17 protein-coding genes are annotated in these 18,018 nt (G+C 65.9%); 4 read left to right on the top strand and 13 right to left on the bottom strand.

The genetic code is table 11. The features are described from left to right. Positions 1 to 26: 26 nt before the first annotated feature. The 11 genes from paaY to paaA are packed head-to-tail and all read right to left on the bottom strand — an operon-like array spanning position 27 to position 9,821. Positions 27 to 638, bottom strand: coding sequence for a phenylacetic acid degradation protein PaaY (paaY, locus tag ACCD07_RS05900; protein WP_176652402.1), 612 nt, complete (start codon positions 636 to 638; stop codon positions 27 to 29). 16 nt (positions 639 to 654) lie between these two features. Continuing rightward, entirely contained in the window at positions 655 to 1,860 is a 1,206-nt protein-coding gene (pcaF, locus tag ACCD07_RS05895; protein ID WP_353401014.1) for a 3-oxoadipyl-CoA thiolase, read from the bottom strand. Positions 1,861 to 1,869: 9 nt separating this feature from the next. Then, on the bottom strand, positions 1,870 to 3,180 hold the full coding sequence (gene paaK, locus ACCD07_RS05890; protein ID WP_353401016.1) for a phenylacetate--CoA ligase PaaK: 1,311 nt from the start codon (positions 3,178 to 3,180) through the stop codon (positions 1,870 to 1,872). 13 nt (positions 3,181 to 3,193) lie between these two features. Beyond that, positions 3,194 to 3,673, bottom strand: coding sequence for a hydroxyphenylacetyl-CoA thioesterase PaaI (paaI, locus tag ACCD07_RS05885; RefSeq protein ID WP_353401018.1), 480 nt, complete (start codon positions 3,671 to 3,673; stop codon positions 3,194 to 3,196). Continuing rightward, a complete protein-coding gene (gene paaH, locus ACCD07_RS05880; protein WP_413446777.1) occupies positions 3,666 to 5,276 on the bottom strand; it encodes a 3-hydroxyacyl-CoA dehydrogenase PaaH in 1,611 nt (536 codons plus the stop codon). The genes paaI and paaH overlap by 8 nt, the downstream gene beginning before the upstream one ends. A 1-nt stretch (position 5,277) precedes the next feature. Beyond that, positions 5,278 to 6,069, bottom strand: coding sequence for a 2-(1,2-epoxy-1,2-dihydrophenyl)acetyl-CoA isomerase PaaG (gene paaG / locus ACCD07_RS05875; RefSeq protein ID WP_353401022.1), 792 nt, complete (start codon positions 6,067 to 6,069; stop codon positions 5,278 to 5,280). A 36-nt stretch (positions 6,070 to 6,105) separates the two neighbouring features. Further along, complete coding sequence (gene paaE, locus ACCD07_RS05870; protein ID WP_353401023.1) at positions 6,106 to 7,185, bottom strand: 1,2-phenylacetyl-CoA epoxidase subunit PaaE; 1,080 nt, start codon at positions 7,183 to 7,185, stop codon at positions 6,106 to 6,108. A gap of 7 nt (positions 7,186 to 7,192) precedes the next feature. Then, positions 7,193 to 7,744 (bottom strand): 1,2-phenylacetyl-CoA epoxidase subunit PaaD, encoded by a 552-nt coding sequence (gene paaD / locus ACCD07_RS05865; RefSeq protein WP_353401025.1) that lies wholly within the window; start codon positions 7,742 to 7,744, stop codon positions 7,193 to 7,195. A 13-nt stretch (positions 7,745 to 7,757) separates the two neighbouring features. Continuing rightward, complete coding sequence (gene paaC / locus ACCD07_RS05860) at positions 7,758 to 8,510, bottom strand: 1,2-phenylacetyl-CoA epoxidase subunit PaaC (protein ID WP_353401027.1); 753 nt, start codon at positions 8,508 to 8,510, stop codon at positions 7,758 to 7,760. 13 nt (positions 8,511 to 8,523) lie between these two features. Further along, complete coding sequence (gene paaB, locus ACCD07_RS05855) at positions 8,524 to 8,808, bottom strand: 1,2-phenylacetyl-CoA epoxidase subunit PaaB (protein ID WP_176652393.1); 285 nt, start codon at positions 8,806 to 8,808, stop codon at positions 8,524 to 8,526. A gap of 23 nt (positions 8,809 to 8,831) precedes the next feature. Further along, positions 8,832 to 9,821 carry a 1,2-phenylacetyl-CoA epoxidase subunit PaaA gene (gene paaA, locus ACCD07_RS05850; protein WP_353401029.1) on the bottom strand — a complete coding sequence of 330 codons (990 nt, stop codon included), beginning with the start codon at positions 9,819 to 9,821 and terminating at the stop codon, positions 8,832 to 8,834. Between the two features lie 176 nt (positions 9,822 to 9,997). Here paaA and paaX point away from each other — a divergent pair, with 176 nt between their 5' ends. After that, positions 9,998 to 10,918, top strand: a complete 921-nt coding sequence (paaX, locus tag ACCD07_RS05845) for a phenylacetic acid degradation operon negative regulatory protein PaaX (RefSeq protein WP_413446776.1) — start codon at positions 9,998 to 10,000, stop codon at positions 10,916 to 10,918. A 14-nt stretch (positions 10,919 to 10,932) separates the two neighbouring features. On the opposite strand, the gene ACCD07_RS05840 is transcribed toward paaX, so the two are convergent. Then, positions 10,933 to 12,018, bottom strand: a complete 1,086-nt coding sequence (locus ACCD07_RS05840; RefSeq protein ID WP_176652388.1) for a TRAP transporter substrate-binding protein — start codon at positions 12,016 to 12,018, stop codon at positions 10,933 to 10,935. 156 nt (positions 12,019 to 12,174) lie between these two features. Between ACCD07_RS05840 and ACCD07_RS05835 the strand changes: the two genes are divergently transcribed. The 3 genes from ACCD07_RS05835 to ACCD07_RS05825 all read left to right on the top strand — a co-directional run bounded on the left by ACCD07_RS05835 (position 12,175) and on the right by ACCD07_RS05825 (position 16,871). Continuing rightward, positions 12,175 to 13,305 (top strand): M14-type cytosolic carboxypeptidase, encoded by a 1,131-nt coding sequence (locus ACCD07_RS05835; protein ID WP_413446775.1) that lies wholly within the window; start codon positions 12,175 to 12,177, stop codon positions 13,303 to 13,305. 117 nt (positions 13,306 to 13,422) lie between these two features. Then, positions 13,423 to 15,615, top strand: a complete 2,193-nt coding sequence (locus tag ACCD07_RS05830; RefSeq protein WP_413446774.1) for a TonB-dependent receptor plug domain-containing protein — start codon at positions 13,423 to 13,425, stop codon at positions 15,613 to 15,615. Positions 15,616 to 15,725: 110 nt separating this feature from the next. Further along, positions 15,726 to 16,871 carry a hypothetical protein gene (locus ACCD07_RS05825; RefSeq protein WP_413446773.1) on the top strand — a complete coding sequence of 382 codons (1,146 nt, stop codon included), beginning with the start codon at positions 15,726 to 15,728 and terminating at the stop codon, positions 16,869 to 16,871. Between the two features lie 7 nt (positions 16,872 to 16,878). On the opposite strand, the gene ACCD07_RS05820 is transcribed toward ACCD07_RS05825, so the two are convergent. Then, positions 16,879 to 17,970, bottom strand: coding sequence for a TRAP transporter substrate-binding protein (locus tag ACCD07_RS05820; protein WP_413446772.1), 1,092 nt, complete (start codon positions 17,968 to 17,970; stop codon positions 16,879 to 16,881). Positions 17,971 to 18,018 lie beyond the last annotated feature (48 nt).

Below are 18,018 nucleotides of genomic sequence, written 5' to 3'. Positions count from 1 at the left end.
TTGATCTCCGTTTCTTATTTCATTCGTTATGCTTGCGCGTTTTTATGCAGGTGCAGCGGCAGCGAGCTTTCCCATTCGATGCGCTTGCGGTCCGCTTCCACTTCGGTCAGCGCTTCGACTTCGCGCATCGTATTCATCGAGCGCACGGCCAGCTCCTGATACTGGCCTGTGCCTTCCGTCTTCCATTTGATTTCGTCGTCGCTCAGTGCGCGCGCCACCTTGGCCGGCGTGCCGACCACGAGGCTGCGCGGCGGCACTTCCATGCCGGCGCGGACGAAGCTCATCGCGGCGACGATGCTGTCGGCACCGATGACGGCGTTGTCCATGATGACGCTGTTCATACCGACCAGCGCATTGCGGCCGATGCGGCAGCCATGCAGCACGGCGCCATGGCCGATATGGCCATCGCGCTCGACCACCGTATCGCATCCGGGGAAACCGTGCATGACGCAAGTGTCCTGCAGGTTGGCGCCCTCCTCCAGGACCAGCCGGCCGAAGTCGCCGCGCAGCGCCGCCAGCGGACCGACGTAGCAGCGCGGGCCGACGATGACGTCGCCGATCAGCACCGCGCTGGGATGCACGTAGGCGGTCGGGTGGACCACCGGCGTGACACCGTTGATTTCGTAGACTTTGACCATGACGGTTCCCCGGCGCTTACACGCGTTCGATGACGAGGGCGATACCCTGGCCGACGCCGATGCACATGGTGCACAGCGCGTAGCGGCCACCGGTGCGTTCCAGTTGGTTCAACGCTGTCAGCACCAGCCGCGCACCGGACGCGCCCAGCGGGTGGCCGATGGCGATGGCGCCGCCGTTCGGGTTGACGTGCGGGGCGTCGTCAGCCAGGCCAAGGTCGCGCGTAACGGCCAGGCCTTGCGCGGCGAAGGCTTCGTTCAGTTCGATGACGTCCATCTGGGCGATGCTCAGGCCGACCTGCGCCAGCACCTTCTTCGATGCCGGCGAAGGGCCGAAGCCCATGATGCGCGGCGCCAGGCCTGCGGTGGCCATGCCCAGCACCCGGGCGCGCTTCTTCAAGCCGTATTGTTCGGCGGCGGCGGCCGACGCCAGCAGGATGGCGCAGGCGCCGTCGTTGACGCCGGATGCGTTGCCGGCGGTGACGCTACCGTCGGGCCTGACCACGCCTTTGAGCTTGGCCAGCATCTCGACCGTAGTGTCGGGACGCGGATGCTCATCGGTGTCGACAATCTTCGGATCGCCTTTTTTTTGTTGCAGCGTGACCGGCACGATTTCGCTCTTGAATACGCCCGCCGCGTGGGCGGCAGCCCAGCGTTGCTGGCTGCGCACGGCAAATTCGTCCTGGTCGATACGGCTGATGCCGAATTCCTGGGCCACGTTTTCGGCCGTCTCCGGCATCGAGTCGATGCCGTGCTGCGCCTTCATCAGCGGATTGACGAAACGCCAGCCGATGGTAGTGTCTTCGATCTTGGCTGCGCGCGAGAAGGCGCTGTCGGCCTTTCCCATGACAAAAGGCGCGCGCGTCATGCTTTCGACGCCGCCGGCGATCACCAGCTGTGCTTCGCCGGACTTGATGGCGCGCGCGGCGATACCGACCGCGTCGAGGCTGGAGCCGCACAGGCGGTTGATGGTGTTGGCGGGAACGTCGACCGGCAGCCCGGCCAGCAGCGCGGCCATGCGGCCGACGTTGCGATTGTCCTCTCCGGCGCCGTTGGCGCAGCCGTAGTAGACGTCGTCCACTTTCGACCAGTCGACGCCGGGATTGCGGGCAATCAGCGCGGCGATGGGCAGCGCGGCCAGGTCGTCGGCACGTACGCCGGCCAAGGCGCCGCCGTAGCGGCCAAATGGGGTGCGGATGGCGTCACAGATAAAAGCGTCGTTCACGGAATCTCCTTAATTTCTCGGGCGCTGGTCCACCACGCGGCGGGCCTTGCCGGTCAGCGTGCGTTCGATGCCGTTGGCGGCTAGCAGGCGCACTTTGGTGGTGACGCCAACGTAGGTTTTGATGTGATGCTCAAGCTCGCGCGCCAGCGCTTCGGTCTCGGCAACCGGCGTTTCCGGACGCAGCTCGGCCAGCACATCGAGTTTGTCGAGATGACCGTCACGGCTGACGACCAGCTGGTATTGCGGCGCCAGCTTGGGCATCTTGCAGATCAGTTCTTCGATCTGCGTAGGGAACACGTTGACGCCGCGGATGATCAGCATGTCGTCCGAGCGGCCAGTGATCTTGCCGATGCGCCGCATCGAGCGCGAGGTGGCCGGCAGCAGCCGCGTGAGGTCGCGCGTGCGGTAGCGGATGATGGGCAGCGCTTCCTTGCTCAGCGAAGTGAATACCAGTTCGCCCTCTTCGCCGTCCGGCAGCACTTCACCGGTTTCGGGATCGATGATCTCCGGGTAGAAATGGTCCTCCCAGATGACCGGACCATCCTTGCTCTCGATGCATTCGCTGGCGACGCCGGGGCCCATCACTTCGGACAGGCCGTAGATGTCGACCGCGTCGATGCCGGCGCGTTGTTCGATTTCCTTGCGCATGGCGTCGGTCCACGGTTCTGCGCCGAAGATGCCGACCTTGAGCGAACTGGCGGCCGGGTCCAGCCCCTGGCGCTGGAATTCCTCGATGATGTTCAGCATGTACGATGGCGTGACCATGATGATGGACGGCTTGAAGTCCTGGATCAGCTGCACCTGTTTTTCGGTCTGGCCGCCGGACATCGGAATCACCGTGCAGCCGAGCCGCTCGGCGCCGTAGTGCGCACCCAGGCCGCCTGTGAACAGGCCGTAGCCATAGGAGATATGGACCATGTCGCCACGTCGTCCGCCGGCGGCGCGGATCGAGCGCGCAACCACGTTGGCCCAGGTGTCGATGTCGTTTTGCGTGTAGCCGACCACGGTCGGCTTGCCGGTCGTACCGCTCGATGCGTGCACGCGCACCACGCGGTCCTGCGGCACGGCGAACATGCCGAACGGGTAGTTGTCGCGCAGTTCCTTCTTGCCGGTGAAGGGAAACCTGGCCAGGTCGGCCAGCGTGCGCAGGTCGTCGGGATGGACGCCGGCGGCGTCGAACGCGGCGCGGTAGTGGGCCACGTTTTCGTAGGCGTGCTTGAGCGACCACTGCATGCGCTGCAGTTGCAGGGCTTGCAGTTCGTCCTTGCTGGCGCGTTCGATCGGCTCCAGATCGGACGGTTCAGGAATGCGTTGGACCATCGTTGTCTCCTCTTTATGCTGGGTGCTGCGGTATGACTTCTCCGCTGACCCGGTGCGACTTACCGCGAAACAGCGCGATCGTACGGCCATCCTGGTTGCTGACCTTGATGTCGTAGACGCCGCTCTTGCCGGACAACGCCTGTTCGACCGCCGTCGCGGTCAGCACGTCGTGCAGGCGTCCCGGTGCAAGATAGTCGATGGTGCAGCCTGCGCCGACGGTCACCATATTGCGGCTGTTGCAGGCAAAGGCGAAGGCGCTGTCGGCCAGCGCGAAAATGAAACCGCCGTGGCAGCTGCCATGGCCGTTCAGCATGTCCGCGCGCACCGGCATCGACATGCGGGCGTAGCCGGGTGCGATGGCATCGATCGTCATGCCCAGTCCTTGCGAGGCCGGGTCGCGCTCGAACATGGAGGTGGCGACGGCTTCGGCCAGCGCCTGCGCTTCGTCAATGCTGCGTTCCTGCGCTGCGGCCAGGATGCCGAGCTTAGTCATGGAAGCGTCCTCCGTTGGCCAGCTTGCGGCGCAGCAGCGGCGACACCCGATAGCGGTCCTCGCCATAGCCTGCGGCCAGGTTGGACAGCACGGTCACGATCTGTGCGATGCCGACAGCATCGGCCCAGGCCAGCGGGCCGCGCGGATAGTTGACGCCCTTCTGCATGGCGATGTCCGCCGCCGACGCGCTACAGACGCCCTGGTTGACCGCGTCCGCCGCCTCGTTGGCCAGCATGGCGACCGTACGCATGACGGCCATGCCAGGCACGTCGTCCAGCCGCGTGACTACGAAGCCTGCCGCCTGGAACAGGCCGACCACGGATTGATAGGCGGCCGGCGCGCACTGGTCCGAGCATGACAATGCGATGCGTTTGGCGCTGCCGAAGTCCAGCGCCAGGTCGAACAGCACCGTATCGGGATGGTTGTTGTCGCGGGCCCGCTGGGTGGCGCTGCGGCCGTCCGTCAGGAAGACGGCGGCGCCGTTGCAGTGGAAGGCCAGCGCTTCGTCGGCGCCCGCCGCGTGGCCCCGCGTCTCCGGCGACTTGCGATGCGAGACGGCGATGCCGGATGCGCGCAGACGCGCGGCCAGCGCGTCGGCCACTACGCCGCCGGCGGCATGCGAAGCGCCGCCGATGGCGCCGGGTTCCACCGTGTAGCTGACATATTCAGGCTTGGGCTGCGGCGCCTCGGCCTGCGGCTGCAGTGCGGAATGCAGCGGCGCACCCGCAACGGCGGCGTCGCCGTATGAATAAAATCCCCGCCCCGATTTACGGCCCAGGAAGCCCGCATTGACCATCTCCTGCTGCAGCACCGACGGAGTGAAGCGCGGATCGTTGAAGTAGGCGCTGAAGACCGACTGCGTAACCGAGAAATTGACGTCATGGCCGATCAGGTCCATCAACTCGAATGGTCCCATGCGGAAGCCACCGCAGTCGCGCATCACCGCGTCGACGGTGGCGGCGTCGGCTGCCTGTTCGTTCAGCAGGCGCCAGCCTTCGGCGTAGAACGGCCGCGCCACGCGATTGACGATGAAGCCCGGCGTCGACTTGGCGTGCACCGGGTTCTTGCCCCAGGCGGCGGCGGTGTCGTACACGGTTTGCGCAACCGCCGCATCGGTGGCCAGGCCGCTGATCACTTCGACCAGCGCCATCAGCGGCACGGGATTGAAGAAGTGCATGCCGGCCAGGCGCGCGGGCACGCGCAGCTGCGCGGCAATCGCGGTGACGGAGATCGACGAGGTGTTGGTGGCCAGGATGCAGTCGTCCGCGACCAGCGTTTCAAGCTCGGCGAACAGCTTGCGCTTGACGTCCAGGTTCTCGACGATGGCCTCGACCACCAGCGCGGCGCCGGCGACATCGGCCAGCGTGACGGCCGCATGCAGGCGCGCGATGGCGGCGGCGCAGTCGACGGCGCTGATGCGCTCCTTCGTCACCAGCTTGTTGAGGGCGGCGGCAATGTCGGATATGGCCTTGGCGACGGCCTCGGGGCGCGTGTCATACAACTTGACGGTATAGCCGGCGACGGCGGCCACCTGCGCGATGCCCGCGCCCATCGCGCCGCTGCCGATGACGGCGACGACGCGATCTTTGTCGAGGGCGGCCATGTTATTGCCCCTTGAATTGCGGTGCGCGTTTTTCCATGAAGGCGGCGACGCCTTCGCGGTAGTCGTCGCTGCGACCCAGTTCGCTCATCATGCCGCATTCGAGCGTCAGTTGCTGCTGCAGCGTGTTGTGCGGGCTGGCGTACAGGGCTTGCTTGGTGAAGGCCAGTCCCTTGGTCGGCGCGCTGGCGAAGTGGCGCGCCATGGCTGCGGTTTCAGCGGCCAGTTCGTCGTCCGGCACGGCCTTCCAGATCAGGCCCCAGGCTTCAGCCTTCTCGGCGCTGAGCTTATCGCCCAGCATGGCCAGGCCCATGGCGCGGGCGCTGCCGATCAGGCGCGGCAGGAAGTAGGTGCCGCCGGTGTCGGGGATCAAGCCCAGTTTGCAGAACACTTCTACGAACGAGGCCGATTTGGCGGCCAGCACGATGTCGCAGGCCAGCGCGATGTTGGCGCCGGCGCCGGCGGCCACGCCGTTGACGGCGCAGATCACCGGCATCGGCAAGGCGCGCAGCGCCAGCACCAGCGGCGCGTAGTTTTTCTCGACCGAGTCGCCCAGGTCGACCGGACTGGCGCCCGGCTCCACCGAGCGGTCCGACAAGTCCTGGCCGGCGCAGAAGCCGCGACCGGCGCCGGTCAGCACGAATACGCGCACGCTCTTGTCGGTGTTGACCTTGTGGATGGCGTGACGCACTTCCTCGTGCATGGCCTGCGTGAAGCTGTTCAACTTGTCGGGACGGTTCAGCGTCAGCGTGGCAACGCCGTCGGTGATGTCGAAGAGGATGTTCTCGTAGTTCATGGCGTCTCCGTGCTGGTTATTGGCTTGTTTATTGCGTTATTCGGCCTGGTCGAAGTCGATGACGACCTTGTCGGTGATGGGGAAACTCTGGCAGCTGAGGACATAGCCGCGCGCGATTTCATAATCTTCCAGCGCGTAGTTGACGTCCATGTCGACCTTCCCTTCGAGCAGCTTGCAGCGGCAGGTCGAGCACACCCCGCCCTTGCATGAGTAGCGCATGTCGATGCCGGCCTTGAGGCCCGCGTCGAGCAGCGACTCCTTGTCCTGGTCCATGGTGAAGCTGGTGGCGCTGCCATCCATGATGACGGTGACTTCGGTTTCGTGACGCGCCGCGGCAGGGTCGATGGCGCGCGGCTTGTGCTGGTGCTTGGGAATGCTGGCGGCGAACAGCTCGATCTTGATATTCGATTTCGGCATGCCGGCTTCCTGCAACGCTTCGGACACGCCCAGCATCATGTCTTCCGGGCCACAGATGAAGGCGACGTCGATGTCGTCGGCGCGCACCCAGTACTTCAGGAACTGCGCGGCCTTCTCTTTGGTGATGCGGCCGTTGAACAGCTCGATGTCCTGCTGCTCGCGGCTCATCACATAGGCCAGCTTCAGGCGCTCCATGTAGACGTCCTTCAGGTCCGACAGCTCGTCCTTGAAGATCACCGACGACGAGGCCCGGTTGCCGTAGAACAGAGTGAAGCGGCTGTGCGGCTCGGCCGCCAGCGTGGTCTTGATGATCGACAGGATGGGCGTGATGCCGCTGCCGGCGGCGAAGGCCAGGTAGTGCTTGCGGTTGGCGGCGTCCAGCGGCACGTTGAAGTGGCCCATCGGCGGCATCACTTCCAGCGTGATACCTGGCTTGATGGTGTCGTTGGCCCAGCTGGAGAACAGGCCGCCCTGCGTGCGCTTGATGGCCACGCGCAGCGCGCCGTCCTGCACGGCGGAGCAGATCGAATACGAGCGGCGCACGTCTTCGTCGCCGATCTGCGCGCGCAGGGTCAGGTGCTGGCCTTGCTGGTAGGCGAAGCTGTCGCGCAACTCGGGCGGCACGGCGAAAGTGACGGCGATGGTGTCGCGCGTTTCGTTGCGCACTTGCGAGACGGTCAGCGGGTGGAATTTGCTCATGATCTTTTTAGTGGCACTTGAAGTAGTCGAAGGGCTCGCGGCAGTCCAGGCATTTGTACAGCGCCTTGCAGGGCGTGGAGCCGAACTGGCTGGTGATTTCGGTGTGGCTGGAACCGCAGTTGGGGCACACGACGCTCAGGCGCGGCTGCGCGCGGCGCGAGATGGCGGCGTGGGCTCCCGCTCCGCCTCGCAGGCCACTGATGTCGATGACCTGCTGCGCGGGCGGCGCGATGCCGTAGTTTTTCAGTTTGACCTTGCCTTCTTCGCTCATCCAGTCGGTGGTCCAGGCGGGCGAGAGCTGGTTTTGCAGGCGTACGTCTTGCAGGCCATGCGCGTGCAGCGCGTCGGTGACAGCGTCGGCGATCACTTGCATGGCGGGACAGCCGGAATAGGTTGGCGTGATGGTGACGGTGCAGGCGCCGTCGGCGGCCATCTGCACGTCGCGCACGATGCCCAGGTCGACGATGGAGATGACCGGGATCTCCGGGTCGGAGACCTCGGCCAGCCAGGACCAGACCTGTGCGGCGGTGTGCCCGGCGTTGATGGCGGCGGCTGTCATGGCAGGCTCGCTGTTACCAGGTGGCGCCGGGATAGGCGCGCTGCAGGAACTGCATCTCGGCCAGAATATAGCCCAGGTGCTCGGTATGGCGGCCTTGCTTGCCGCCCTTCTGCATCCAGGCGTCGGCCGGCGGCATCACCAGCGTGGCTTCGGCGAAGATCTCGGCCACGTGCGCCAGCCATTGCGCGCGCAGTTCGTCGGCGGCCGGCGCGATGCCCGCAGCCACCATGGCGTCGTCGATGGCGTCGTAGGCGAACACTTCGCCGCTGTACATCCACAGCTCGTCGGCGGCCGCCTGCGTCTTGGCGTGGCTGACTTCCGTGCCGTCGCCGAGGCGCACGATCAAGTCGCCGCTGCGGCGCAGGTGGTAGGTGACTTCCTTCAGCGATTTCTCGGCGATGGCGGCGATGCGGGCGTCGCTCGAACGCGTCAGGCCGACGATCAGGAAGTAGTGCCAGGTGTCGAAGTAGAACTGCCGCATCATGGTGTCGGCGTAGTTGCCGTTCGGCTGTTCCAGCAGCAGGCAGTTCTTGAAGTCGTGAGCGTCGCGGTGGTAGGCCAGCTTGTCTTCGTCGCGGCCGGCGCCTTCCAGCTCGGCGGCGTATTCGTACCACAGGCGGGTCTGGCCCAGCAGGTCGAGCGCGACGTTGGTCAGCGCCATGTCCTCTTCCAGCGCAGGGCCTTTGCCGCACAACTGCGACAGCTGCTGGCTCAGGATCAGCGCGTTGTCGCCCAGGCGCAGAAGGTAGTTGACTTTGTTATCCACGGTGCGGCTCCGCTTACAGGTTCTTGACTTCTTCCGGCATCGGGAAGAAGGTCGGATGGCGATACACCTTGCTGTTGGACGGCTCGAACAGGGCGCCCTTGTCGGACGGGCTGCTGGCGACGATGTCGGCGGCGCGCACCACCCAGATGCTGACGCCTTCATTGCGGCGTGTGTAGACGTCGCGCGCGTTGTTGACGGCCATTTCGGCGTCCGGCGCGTGCAGGCTGCCGACGTGCTTGTGCGCCAGCCCGTGCTGGCTGCGGATGAATACTTCCCACAACGGCCATTCTTTGCTCATGCTCTTCTCCTCGTGTTCTCGTCTCAGGCCGCGGCCTTGGCGGCGGCGTGTTTGTCGGCGTGCGCGACCAGCGCTTCGCGGAACCAGGCGCCGTCTTCCCACGCCTTGACGCGGGTGCGCAGCCGTTCGCGGTTGCACGGGCCGTTGCCCTTCAGGACGTTGTGGAACTCGCTCCAGTCGATGGCGCCGAATTCGTAGTGGCCGGTCTCGGCGTTGAATTTCAGATCGGGATCGGGCACGGTCAGGCCCAGGTACTCGGCCTGCGGCACGGTCTGGTCGACCATGCGCTGGCGCAGCTCGTCGTTGGAGAACAGCTTGATCCGCCATTGCGCCGACTGCGCGCTGTTGACCGATTCGGCATCCGACGGACCGAACATCATCAGCGACGGCCACCACCAGCGGTTCAGCGCATCCTGCGCCATGGCCTTCTGCTCGGGCGTACCCTTGGCCAGCGCCATCATGATGTCGTAGCCCTGGCGGGCGTGGAACGATTCTTCCTTGCAGACGCGGATCATGGCGCGCGCATACGGACCGTACGAGCAGCGGCACAGCGGGATCTGGTTGATGATGGCCGAGCCGTCGACCAGCCAGCCGATCGCGCCCATGTCGGCCCACGACAGCGTCGGGTAGTTGAAGATGCTGGAATACTTGGCCTTGCCGCTGTGCAGCGCAGCCAGCAGCTCGTCGCGCGACACGCCCAGCGTCTCGGCGGCGCTGTACAGGTACAGGCCGTGGCCGGCCTCGTCCTGGATCTTGGCCAGCAGGATGGACTTGCGCTTCAGGGTCGGCGCGCGCGTGACCCAGTTGCCCTCGGGCAGCTGGCCGACGATTTCCGAGTGCGCGTGCTGCGAAATCTGCCGGATCAAGGTCTTGCGGTAGGCGTCCGGCATCCAGTCCTTGGCCTCGATCTTGACGCCGTCGTCGATGCGCGCCTGGAACGCGCGCTCGTCGGCCGCCATGTCGTCGGCCGTGCGGACGGTGCTCAGGCCGGTCTCCACCATTTGTGCATACATCGCTATCTCCTCATCGAGTAGACATCATAATACGATACATATTTTGGTTTGACTACGTTTTTTTTGAGTCATATTAATAAACAGTATCCCATCGATAAAGCGTATGAAATAAATGCTGCGCCTGCGGTCAGGCAAAGTAAACTCTTGTTTGTGTGTATAGATAAAGATTGCAGCCCATGAATTGCAATGACTGGATAGCGAATTTCCTGGCCAGCGACCCGCCGCGGTCGAAATCGCTGGTGGTGACCATTTTCGGCGACGCCATCGTGCCGCATGGCGGCATGGTGTGGCTGGGCAGCCTGATCGAGCTGCTGGCGCCGTTCGGCGTCAACGACCGGCTGTTGCGCACCGCCGTGTTCCGGCTGGCGCAAGAGGGCTGGCTGGGCGCGCAGCGCGACGGCCGCCGCAGCTCGTACGCGATCACGCCGGACGCGATGACGCGTTTCGTGCACGCCTACCGTCGCATCTACGCGCCGCTCAACGTGCACTGGGACGGCAGCTGGACACTGATCCTCAACGGCGACGGCGCGCTCAACGCGGCCGAGCGCGGCGCGGTGCGCAAGGAATTGCTGTGGGAGGGCTACAGCGTGATCGCGCCGGGCATCATGGGCCATCCGGCCGCCGACGGGCCGGCGCTCGACGAGCTGCTCAAGCGGCTGGGCGTGGCGGGCAAGTTATTCGTGGTGCAGGGCAAGTCGATGCGCCAGGTCAGCGCGCGCCCGCTCAGCGACCTGGTGGCCGACGGCTGGGACCTGAGCGGCGTGGCCTACGGCTACCAGCGCTTCATCACCCAGTTCGAGCCGCTGCGGACGGCGGTGCAGGCGGAAGCGGAAGCGTTGTCGCCGCAGCAGGCCTTCGTGATCCGCACCCTGCTGATCCACGCCTACCGCCGCGTGCAGCTGCACGATCCGCAACTGCCGGTCGAGCTGCTGCCGACGCCGTGGCCGGGGGCCATGGCCTACGAACTGGCGCGCGACATCTACCAGGCCGTCTACGCGGCGGCCGAGCAGCACGTCGACGCCACGCTGCGGCGCGAGGACGCCGCCGCCCCGGCCGCCGAGCCAGCCTTCTTCGACCGCTTCGGCGGTTTGGCCTAAACCAATCCGGGGTTTTATTTGCGGCCGATGCTGATCAGGTAGTTCTGCATCGTCGCCTCGGCCACCGAGGCCCATTGGTTCTGGTCGTGGCGGAACTTCTTCCACGGCTCGTAGACCTTCTTGAACTTGGCGTTCTTGGCCGCTTCCTCCTCCATCACGGCGGTGGCGTGCTGGTAGGAGGCGTCCATGATCTCCTTGGAGAAGTTGTGCAGCTTGGCGCCGTTCTTCATCAGCCGCGCCAGCGCCGCCGGGTTCTTGGCGTCGTACTCGGCCTGCATGGCGACGTGGCACTCGAAGCTGGCCGCCTCGATCGCCGCCTGGTATTCCTTGGGCAGCTTGTCCCATTCCTTGATGTTGATGTAGAACGACAGCTGCGGCCCGGCCTCCCACCAGCCCGGCGCGTAGTAGTGCGGCGCCACTTTCACCAGCCCGAGCTTCTCGTCGTCGTACGGGCCGACCCACTCGGCCGCGTCGATGGTGCCCTTCTCCAGCGCGGCGTAGACGTCGCCGGCCGGGATCTGCTGCGGCACCACGCCCATGCGCTCCATCACGCGGCCGGCGAAACCGGCGATGCGGAACTTCAGCCCCTTCATGTCGGCCAAGGTCTTGATCTCCTTGCGGAACCAGCCGCCCATCTGCGTGCCGGTGTTGCCTGCCATGAAGTTGATGATGCCGTAGCCCTTGAAGAATTCGCGCATCAGCTCGCGGCCACCGCCCTGGTCTATCCACGCCGTCTGCTGGCGCGAGGTCAGGCCGAACGGCACCGCGCAGTCGAAGGCGAACGTCGGGTCCTTGCCGAAATAGTAGTACGACGGCGTGTGCCCCATCTCCACCGTGCCGGCCTGCACCGCGTCCATCACCTGCAAGCCGGGCACGATCTCGCCGCCGGCGAACTGGCGGATGACGAACTTGCCGCCGGTCAGCTCGGCCACCCGCTTGGTGAAGCGCTCGGCCGAGCCGAAGATGGTGTCCAGCGTCTTGGGGAAGCTCGACGCCAGGCGCCAGCTGATGGCCGGGCCGCCCTGCGCCAGCGCCGGGGCCGCGAGGGTGGCGGCGCCGGCTGCGACGGTGCCATGCTTGAGGAAGGAACGACGTTGCATGCGTATCTCCGGTGATTGGTCTGCGGCCAGTGTAGAGCCACTTTGACAAGCTTGCAATCGTTGAAATCGGGCCGCGCCGGGCGCGAGGCTGTATCATGTCGGCACCGCGCCACAAGCGCGAACAAACTCATACATAGAAATTACCGGGATTCAGCCATGTCTATCAAAATCAGCCAGCAATTCGACGCCGGCGCCATCGAGGTGATCCGCGCCGACGATCCGGCCGCCATCGACCTCCACATCCGCAAGGACTCGCACGCCGACATCACGCAGTGGTTTTATTTCCGCGTGCAGGGCGCGCAGGCGACGCCGCTGACGCTGCGCTTCCTCAACGCCGGCGCGGCCACCTATCCGGACGGCTGGAAGGATTACCAGGCCGTCGCCAGCTACGACCGCGACAACTGGTTCCGCGTGCCGACCACCTTTGACGGCTCGGTGATGACGGTCAGCCACACGCCGGAATACGACAGCGTCTACTACGCCTATTTCGAGCCGTATTCGTGGGAGCGCCATCTGTCGCTGCTGGACAACGCCCAGCTGTCACCGCTGGTCAAGCTGGTCGACCTGGGCAGCACCATCGACGGCCGCGACCTGAACATGCTGGTCATCGGCGATCCGGAAGCCGAGCAGAAGGTGTGGGTCATCGCCCGCCAGCACCCGGGCGAGACGATGGCCGAGTGGTTCGTCGAAGGCATGGTGGAAGCCCTGCTGGACCCGGCCAACCCGTTCGGCCGCCAGTGCCTGAAGGAAGCCGTGTTCTACGTGGTGCCGAACATGAACCCGGACGGCTCGGTGCGCGGCAACCTGCGCACCAACGCGGCCGGCGCCAACCTGAACCGCGAGTGGCTGAATCCGACCATGGAGCGCAGCCCGGAAGTGTTCCTGGTGAAAAACAAGATGCTGGAAACCGGCTGCGACCTGTGCCTGGACATCCACGGCGACGAGGGCCTGCCCTATGTGTTCGTGGCCGGCAGCGAGTCGCTGCCGACGTTCACGCCGGACCAGGCCGAGGCGCAGCAATATTTCATCGACAACTTCCTGATCGCCAGCCCGGACTTCCAGGACGAGTACGGCTACGGCGAGACGCCGTACACCGACGAGACGCTGACCATGGGCTCGCCGCACATCACCCACGCCTTCGGCTGCCTGTCGCTGACCCTGGAGATGCCGTTCAAGGACAACGCCAACGATCCGGACCCGGACACCGGCTGGAACGGCGCCCGCAGCGCCGAGCTGGGCAAGTCGGTGCTGCAGCCGGTGTTGCAACAATTGCTGGCCCAGGCCTGATACTGCAACCAGGTGATTGAAAGTAAGCAACTTTCCGATTACCATGCCAGCGAAGTGGAAAAAGCCCGCCAGACGCGGGCTTTTTTCTGTGCGACCACCCAACCGGCATCGATCATCATGAATTCACGGCAACGCCCGTCCCTTACCCTGCTGCGCCTGCTGGCCGCGGCCCCCATGCTGCTGTCCCCGCTGTCCGCCCGCGCCGATGACGACAAGAAGCCGCCGGCCGAAGCGCCCGTCCAGCAAGTCGAGATCAAAGGCGCGGCGGCCACCTACGACGCCCGCCGCAACGACACCGCCACCAAGATCGTCGTCACGCAGGAAGAGATCCTGAAGAACGGCGACACCACCATCGCCGAGGTGCTCAAGCGGCTGCCGGGCATCACCGTCGGCGGCGTGCAGGGACGCGGCGGCGACATCCGCATGCGCGGCCTGGGCAGTGGCTACACGCAGATCATGCTCAACGGCGAACCGGCGCCGCCGGGCTTCTCGCTCGACTCGCTGTCGCCGGACATGATCGAGCGCATCGAGGTGATGCGCGCGGCCACCGCCGAGTACAGCACCCAGGCCATCGCCGGCGGCATCAACATCGTGCTCAAGAAAGCCATCGTGACGGCCCAGCGCGAACTCAAGCTCGGCCTGCAGGACGACAACGGCCATGTCGGCACCAACACCAACTTCCAGCTGTCGGACCGCCGCGGCGCGCTGTCGTACGCGGTCGGCGGCGGCATCACCTACGGCAAGTTCGACCGGCCGTCTGAAGTGGTGACCACCGGCTTCGCGCCGGACGGCAGCCAGAACCTGCTGCGCCGGACCGCCATACAGAGCCGCGGCCTGTTCGAGGCGCTCAACCTGTCGCCACGCGTCAACGTCAACTTGGGGCCGAACGACATCGTCACCTCGCAGAGCTTCGTCAACGTCAACCGCTTCCACGCCGACAACAGCGAGCAGGTGGCCACCGTGCAGGGCGCGGCACCGCGCTACACCGGCACCCGGGTCCACGTCGACAGCGACTTCGAGATGCTGCGCAGCGACCTGACCTGGACCCGCAAGCTGGCCGGCGGCGCCAAGCTCGAGCTCAAGGGCGGCGTCAACTACAACCACCGCCAGACCGAGGCGCCGTCCAGCCAGTACTATCCGGGCGACGTGCTGGCGCTGTCGCGGCTGATCACGTCGGCGTCGACCGACCAGGGCTGGTCGAGCACCGGCAAGTATTCGACGCCGCTGTTCGAGGGCCATGCGCTGGCCGCCGGCTGGGACGCCGGCTACAGCGCGCGCGACGAGGACCGCATCCAGCGCGAGAGCTCCACCGTGGGCGCGCCGGCCGCCAACCTGGACCAGCGCTACAACGCCGACGTCAAGCGGCTGGCGCTGTACGCGCAGGACGAGTGGACGCTGACGCAGCAATGGTCGATGTACTTCGGCCTGCGCTGGGAAGGCATAGACACCACCAGCGAGGGTAACGACTATGCGCCGGTAAGCAACAAGTCCAGCGTGTTCAGCCCGCTGTTCCAGACGCTGTGGAAACTGCCCGGCAGCAAGGCCGACCAGCTGCGCCTGGGCCTGACGCGCACCTACAAGGCGCCCGGCGTCAACAGCCTGATCCCGCGCCGCTTCGCCTCCAACAACAACAGCGCCACCAGCCCGGACCAGACCGGCAATCCGCTGCTCAAGCCGGAACTGGCCTGGGGCCTGGACCTGGCGTTCGAGCACTACCTGGCGGGCGGCGGCCTGCTGACGGCCAGCACCTTCGTCCGCCGCATCGAGGACATCACGCACCAGCAGGTGGCGCTGATCAATGGCCTCTACGTGTCGCGCCCGGTCAACGACGGCATAGCCAACACGCGCGGCATCGAGCTGGAGGCCAAGCTGCCGCTGCGCGCGATGATGAAGGGCATGCCGGCGGTGGACCTGCGCGCCAACGTCTCGCGCAACTGGTCGGACCTGACCTCGGTGCCGGGCCCGAACAACCGGCTGGACCAGCAGACCCCGGTCAGCGGCACCGTCGGCGCCGACTGGAAGCTCGACACCCTGCCGCTGACCGTGGGCGGCAGCTTCAGCTTCCAGAGCGGCGGCCCGGTGCGCATCTCGCTGCAGCAGTCGGCCTACACCATTCCGAAACGGTCGCTGGACCTGTACGGGCTGTGGAAGTTCAATCCCAAGAACCAGCTGCGGGTGGCGCTGGCCAACGCGCTGCACCAGGACAACTACAGCGAGTCGAGCTACGCCGATGCCAGCGGCACGCTGCGCGACGGCACCATCACGCCGACCACCGCCGTGGTGCGGGCGCTGGTGGAGATGAAGTTCTGATGTAGCAACCGCTTGAGCCCGTTCCCTGCGGCGCGACAATGTCGCCGCCGCAGGGAAAAATACACTGGACCTCATACGGCGCATCCGCGCGCCGCTTCCGGAGGTTCAGCATGGATACCCTGACTTTTTCCCGGCCTTTCAGCCGCGCCTCGGCGCGCCGCGTGCTGCTGTTCTTCGCCCTGCTGCTGAGCGCCTGCTCCACGCCCTACCGTCCGCCGCAAGTGGCCGACGCCGGCGCCGTCTTTCCCGGACTGGCCGACCTGGCCGCGCAGTCCGGCGGCAAGCGCGCCGACGTGCTGTTGGTGCACGGCATCTGCACCCACGACGCCAGCTGGGCCGGCGAGGTGGTCGGGCAATTGATGCAGGCCGTCACCGCGGCCACCACGTCGGCGCCGGCCGTGGCGCGCGCCGACGGCGGCCCGCAGATCCAGATCGTGCCGGCAACGGTCGAGACGCCAACAGGACGGCTGCGCTTCGATGCGCTGATCTGGTCGCCGCTGACCACGCCGCTCAAGCGCCAGCTGTGCTACGACCAGCGCGGCAAGTCCGCCATCTGCGAAGGCGCGCCGCCCTACACGCCGCAGCGCGCGCGGCTCAATGCCCGGTTCAAGGATGGCTTGATCGACGATTGCCTGCCCGACGCGCTGATCTACCAGGGCGTGGCCCGCGACGAGATCCAGCGCCGCATGCGCGATGCCATCCTGCAGGTGCTGGCGGACGGCGACGGCGTGCCGGAGGTGCCGCTGGTGGTGATCTCGCACAGCATGGGCAGCAAGATCCTGTTCGATACCCTGCTGCGCATGACCGAGGAGGCGCCCGGCTCGCGGCCGGCGCTGGTCGCGCAGCGGGCGGTCGACCGCCTGCGTTTTCTGGTGATGGCGGCCAATCAGATTCCGCTGCTGTCGCTGGCCGACCAGTCGATAGCCGCGCCGGGATTGTCGCTGTCTGCTCCGCCCGACAGCCTGCAGCGGCTGTTGCAAAAGCGGCTGACGGCGCGACCCCGCGCCGGCGCCGACCAGCACCTGACGCTGGTGGCGCTCAGCGATCCCAACGACCTGCTGTCGTACACGCTGCAGACCGACAAGTATGCGCGCGAGGGAGTTACCGTCTACAACATCCTGGTCTCCAACGCGCCCACCTATCTCGGCCTGCTGGAGCGGCCCGACTACGCCCACCTGGACTACCTGAACAATCCCGGCGTCGGCCGCCTGATCGCCTGCGGACTGCCGTCCAGCGCGCTCTGCAAGCGGGAGTAGGCGGGCTTTACTTCGCGTTCCGCCCGGCGCTGATCAGATAGTTCTGCATGGTCGCCTCGGCCACCGACGCCCACTGATTCTGATCCTGGCGGAACCTCTTCCAAGGTTCATAAATCTTCTTGAACTTCGGATTGCGCGCCGCCTCCTCGTCCATGACCGCGGTGGCCGCCGCGTAGCAGGCGTCCATCGTATCCTTGGGGAAGTTACGCAGCTTCACGCCGTTCTTCAGCAGCCGCGCCAGCGCGGCCGGATTCTTCGCGTCGTACTCGGCCTGCATCACCACATGCGCCTCGTACGTGGCCACCTCGATCGCCGCCTGGTACTCCTTGGGCAGCTTCTCCCACTCCTTGATGCCGACGTAGAACGAGAACGACGCCGACGCCTCCCACCAGCCCGGCGCGTAGTAGTACGGCGCCACCTTGTTGAAGCCCAGCTTCTCGTCGTCGTACGGTCCGACCCATTCGGCCGCGTCGATGGTGCCCTTTTCCAGCGCCGGATAGATGTCGCCGCCGGCCAGCTGCTGCGGCACCACGCCGAGGCGCTCCATCACCCGCCCGGCGAAACCGGCGATGCGCATCTTCAGGCCTTTCAGGTCGGCCACCGACTTGATCTCCTTGCGGAACCAGCCGCCCATCTGCGTGCCGGAATTCCCGCCGAGGAAGTTGACCACGCCATAGCCCTTGAAGAACTCGCGCATCAATTCGCGTCCGCCGCCCTGGTCGAACCACGCCGTGTGCTGGCGCGACGTCAGCCCGAACGGCACCGCGCAATCGAAGGCGAAGGCCGGGTCCTTGCCGAAGTAATAGTAGGAGGCGCTATGGCCCATCTCGACGGTGCCGGCCTGCACCGCGTCGAGCACCTGCAGGCCGGGCACGATTTCGCCGGCCGCGAACACGCGGATGTTGAACTTGCCGCCGGTCAGCTGGGCGACGCGCTTGGTCAGCGTATCGGACGCCGAGAAGATCGTGTCCAGCGATTTGGGGAAGCTTGAGGCCAGCCGCCAGTTGATGGTCGGCAGATCGGCCGCCAGCGCGGGCGCGGCCACCGCGGCCACACCGGCGCCGGTGGCGGCCTTTTTCAGAAAGGAACGACGCTGCATGGTAAGTCTCCACTGTTGTTATAGTCGCCACAGTGTAAGACAAAAACG

This window comes from Duganella sp. Dugasp56, from assembly GCF_047304105.1.
In the GTDB taxonomy this organism is placed as follows: Bacteria; Pseudomonadota; Gammaproteobacteria; order Burkholderiales; family Burkholderiaceae_D; genus Rugamonas; species Rugamonas hordei.
The sequence above is the reverse complement of the archived record's forward strand: the minus strand, read 5'-3'. Positions and strand labels throughout refer to the sequence as shown.

What these genes read in the sequence shown, in the direction of transcription:
- paaY (WP_176652402.1), bottom strand. Translation starts at nt 638, where the DNA reads ATGGTCAAAGTCTACGAAATCAACGGTGTCACGCCGGTGGTCCACCCG.
- paaK (WP_353401016.1), bottom strand. Translation starts at nt 3,180, where the DNA reads ATGGTCCAACGCATTCCTGAACCGTCCGATCTGGAGCCGATCGAACGC.
- paaI (WP_353401018.1), bottom strand. Translation starts at nt 3,673, where the DNA reads ATGACTAAGCTCGGCATCCTGGCCGCAGCGCAGGAACGCAGCATTGAC.
- paaH (WP_413446777.1), bottom strand. Translation starts at nt 5,276, where the DNA reads ATGGCCGCCCTCGACAAAGATCGCGTCGTCGCCGTCATCGGCAGCGGC.
- paaG (WP_353401022.1), bottom strand. Translation starts at nt 6,069, where the DNA reads ATGAACTACGAGAACATCCTCTTCGACATCACCGACGGCGTTGCCACG.
- paaE (WP_353401023.1), bottom strand. Translation starts at nt 7,185, where the DNA reads ATGAGCAAATTCCACCCGCTGACCGTCTCGCAAGTGCGCAACGAAACG.
- paaD (WP_353401025.1), bottom strand. Translation starts at nt 7,744, where the DNA reads ATGACAGCCGCCGCCATCAACGCCGGGCACACCGCCGCACAGGTCTGG.
- paaB (WP_176652393.1), bottom strand. Translation starts at nt 8,808, where the DNA reads ATGAGCAAAGAATGGCCGTTGTGGGAAGTATTCATCCGCAGCCAGCAC.
- paaA (WP_353401029.1), bottom strand. Translation starts at nt 9,821, where the DNA reads ATGTATGCACAAATGGTGGAGACCGGCCTGAGCACCGTCCGCACGGCC.
- paaX (WP_413446776.1), top strand. Translation starts at nt 9,998, where the DNA reads ATGAATTGCAATGACTGGATAGCGAATTTCCTGGCCAGCGACCCGCCG.
- ACCD07_RS05840 (WP_176652388.1), bottom strand. Translation starts at nt 12,018, where the DNA reads ATGCAACGTCGTTCCTTCCTCAAGCATGGCACCGTCGCAGCCGGCGCC.
- ACCD07_RS05835 (WP_413446775.1), top strand. Translation starts at nt 12,175, where the DNA reads ATGTCTATCAAAATCAGCCAGCAATTCGACGCCGGCGCCATCGAGGTG.
- ACCD07_RS05830 (WP_413446774.1), top strand. Translation starts at nt 13,423, where the DNA reads ATGAATTCACGGCAACGCCCGTCCCTTACCCTGCTGCGCCTGCTGGCC.
- ACCD07_RS05825 (WP_413446773.1), top strand. Translation starts at nt 15,726, where the DNA reads ATGGATACCCTGACTTTTTCCCGGCCTTTCAGCCGCGCCTCGGCGCGC.
- ACCD07_RS05820 (WP_413446772.1), bottom strand. Translation starts at nt 17,970, where the DNA reads ATGCAGCGTCGTTCCTTTCTGAAAAAGGCCGCCACCGGCGCCGGTGTG.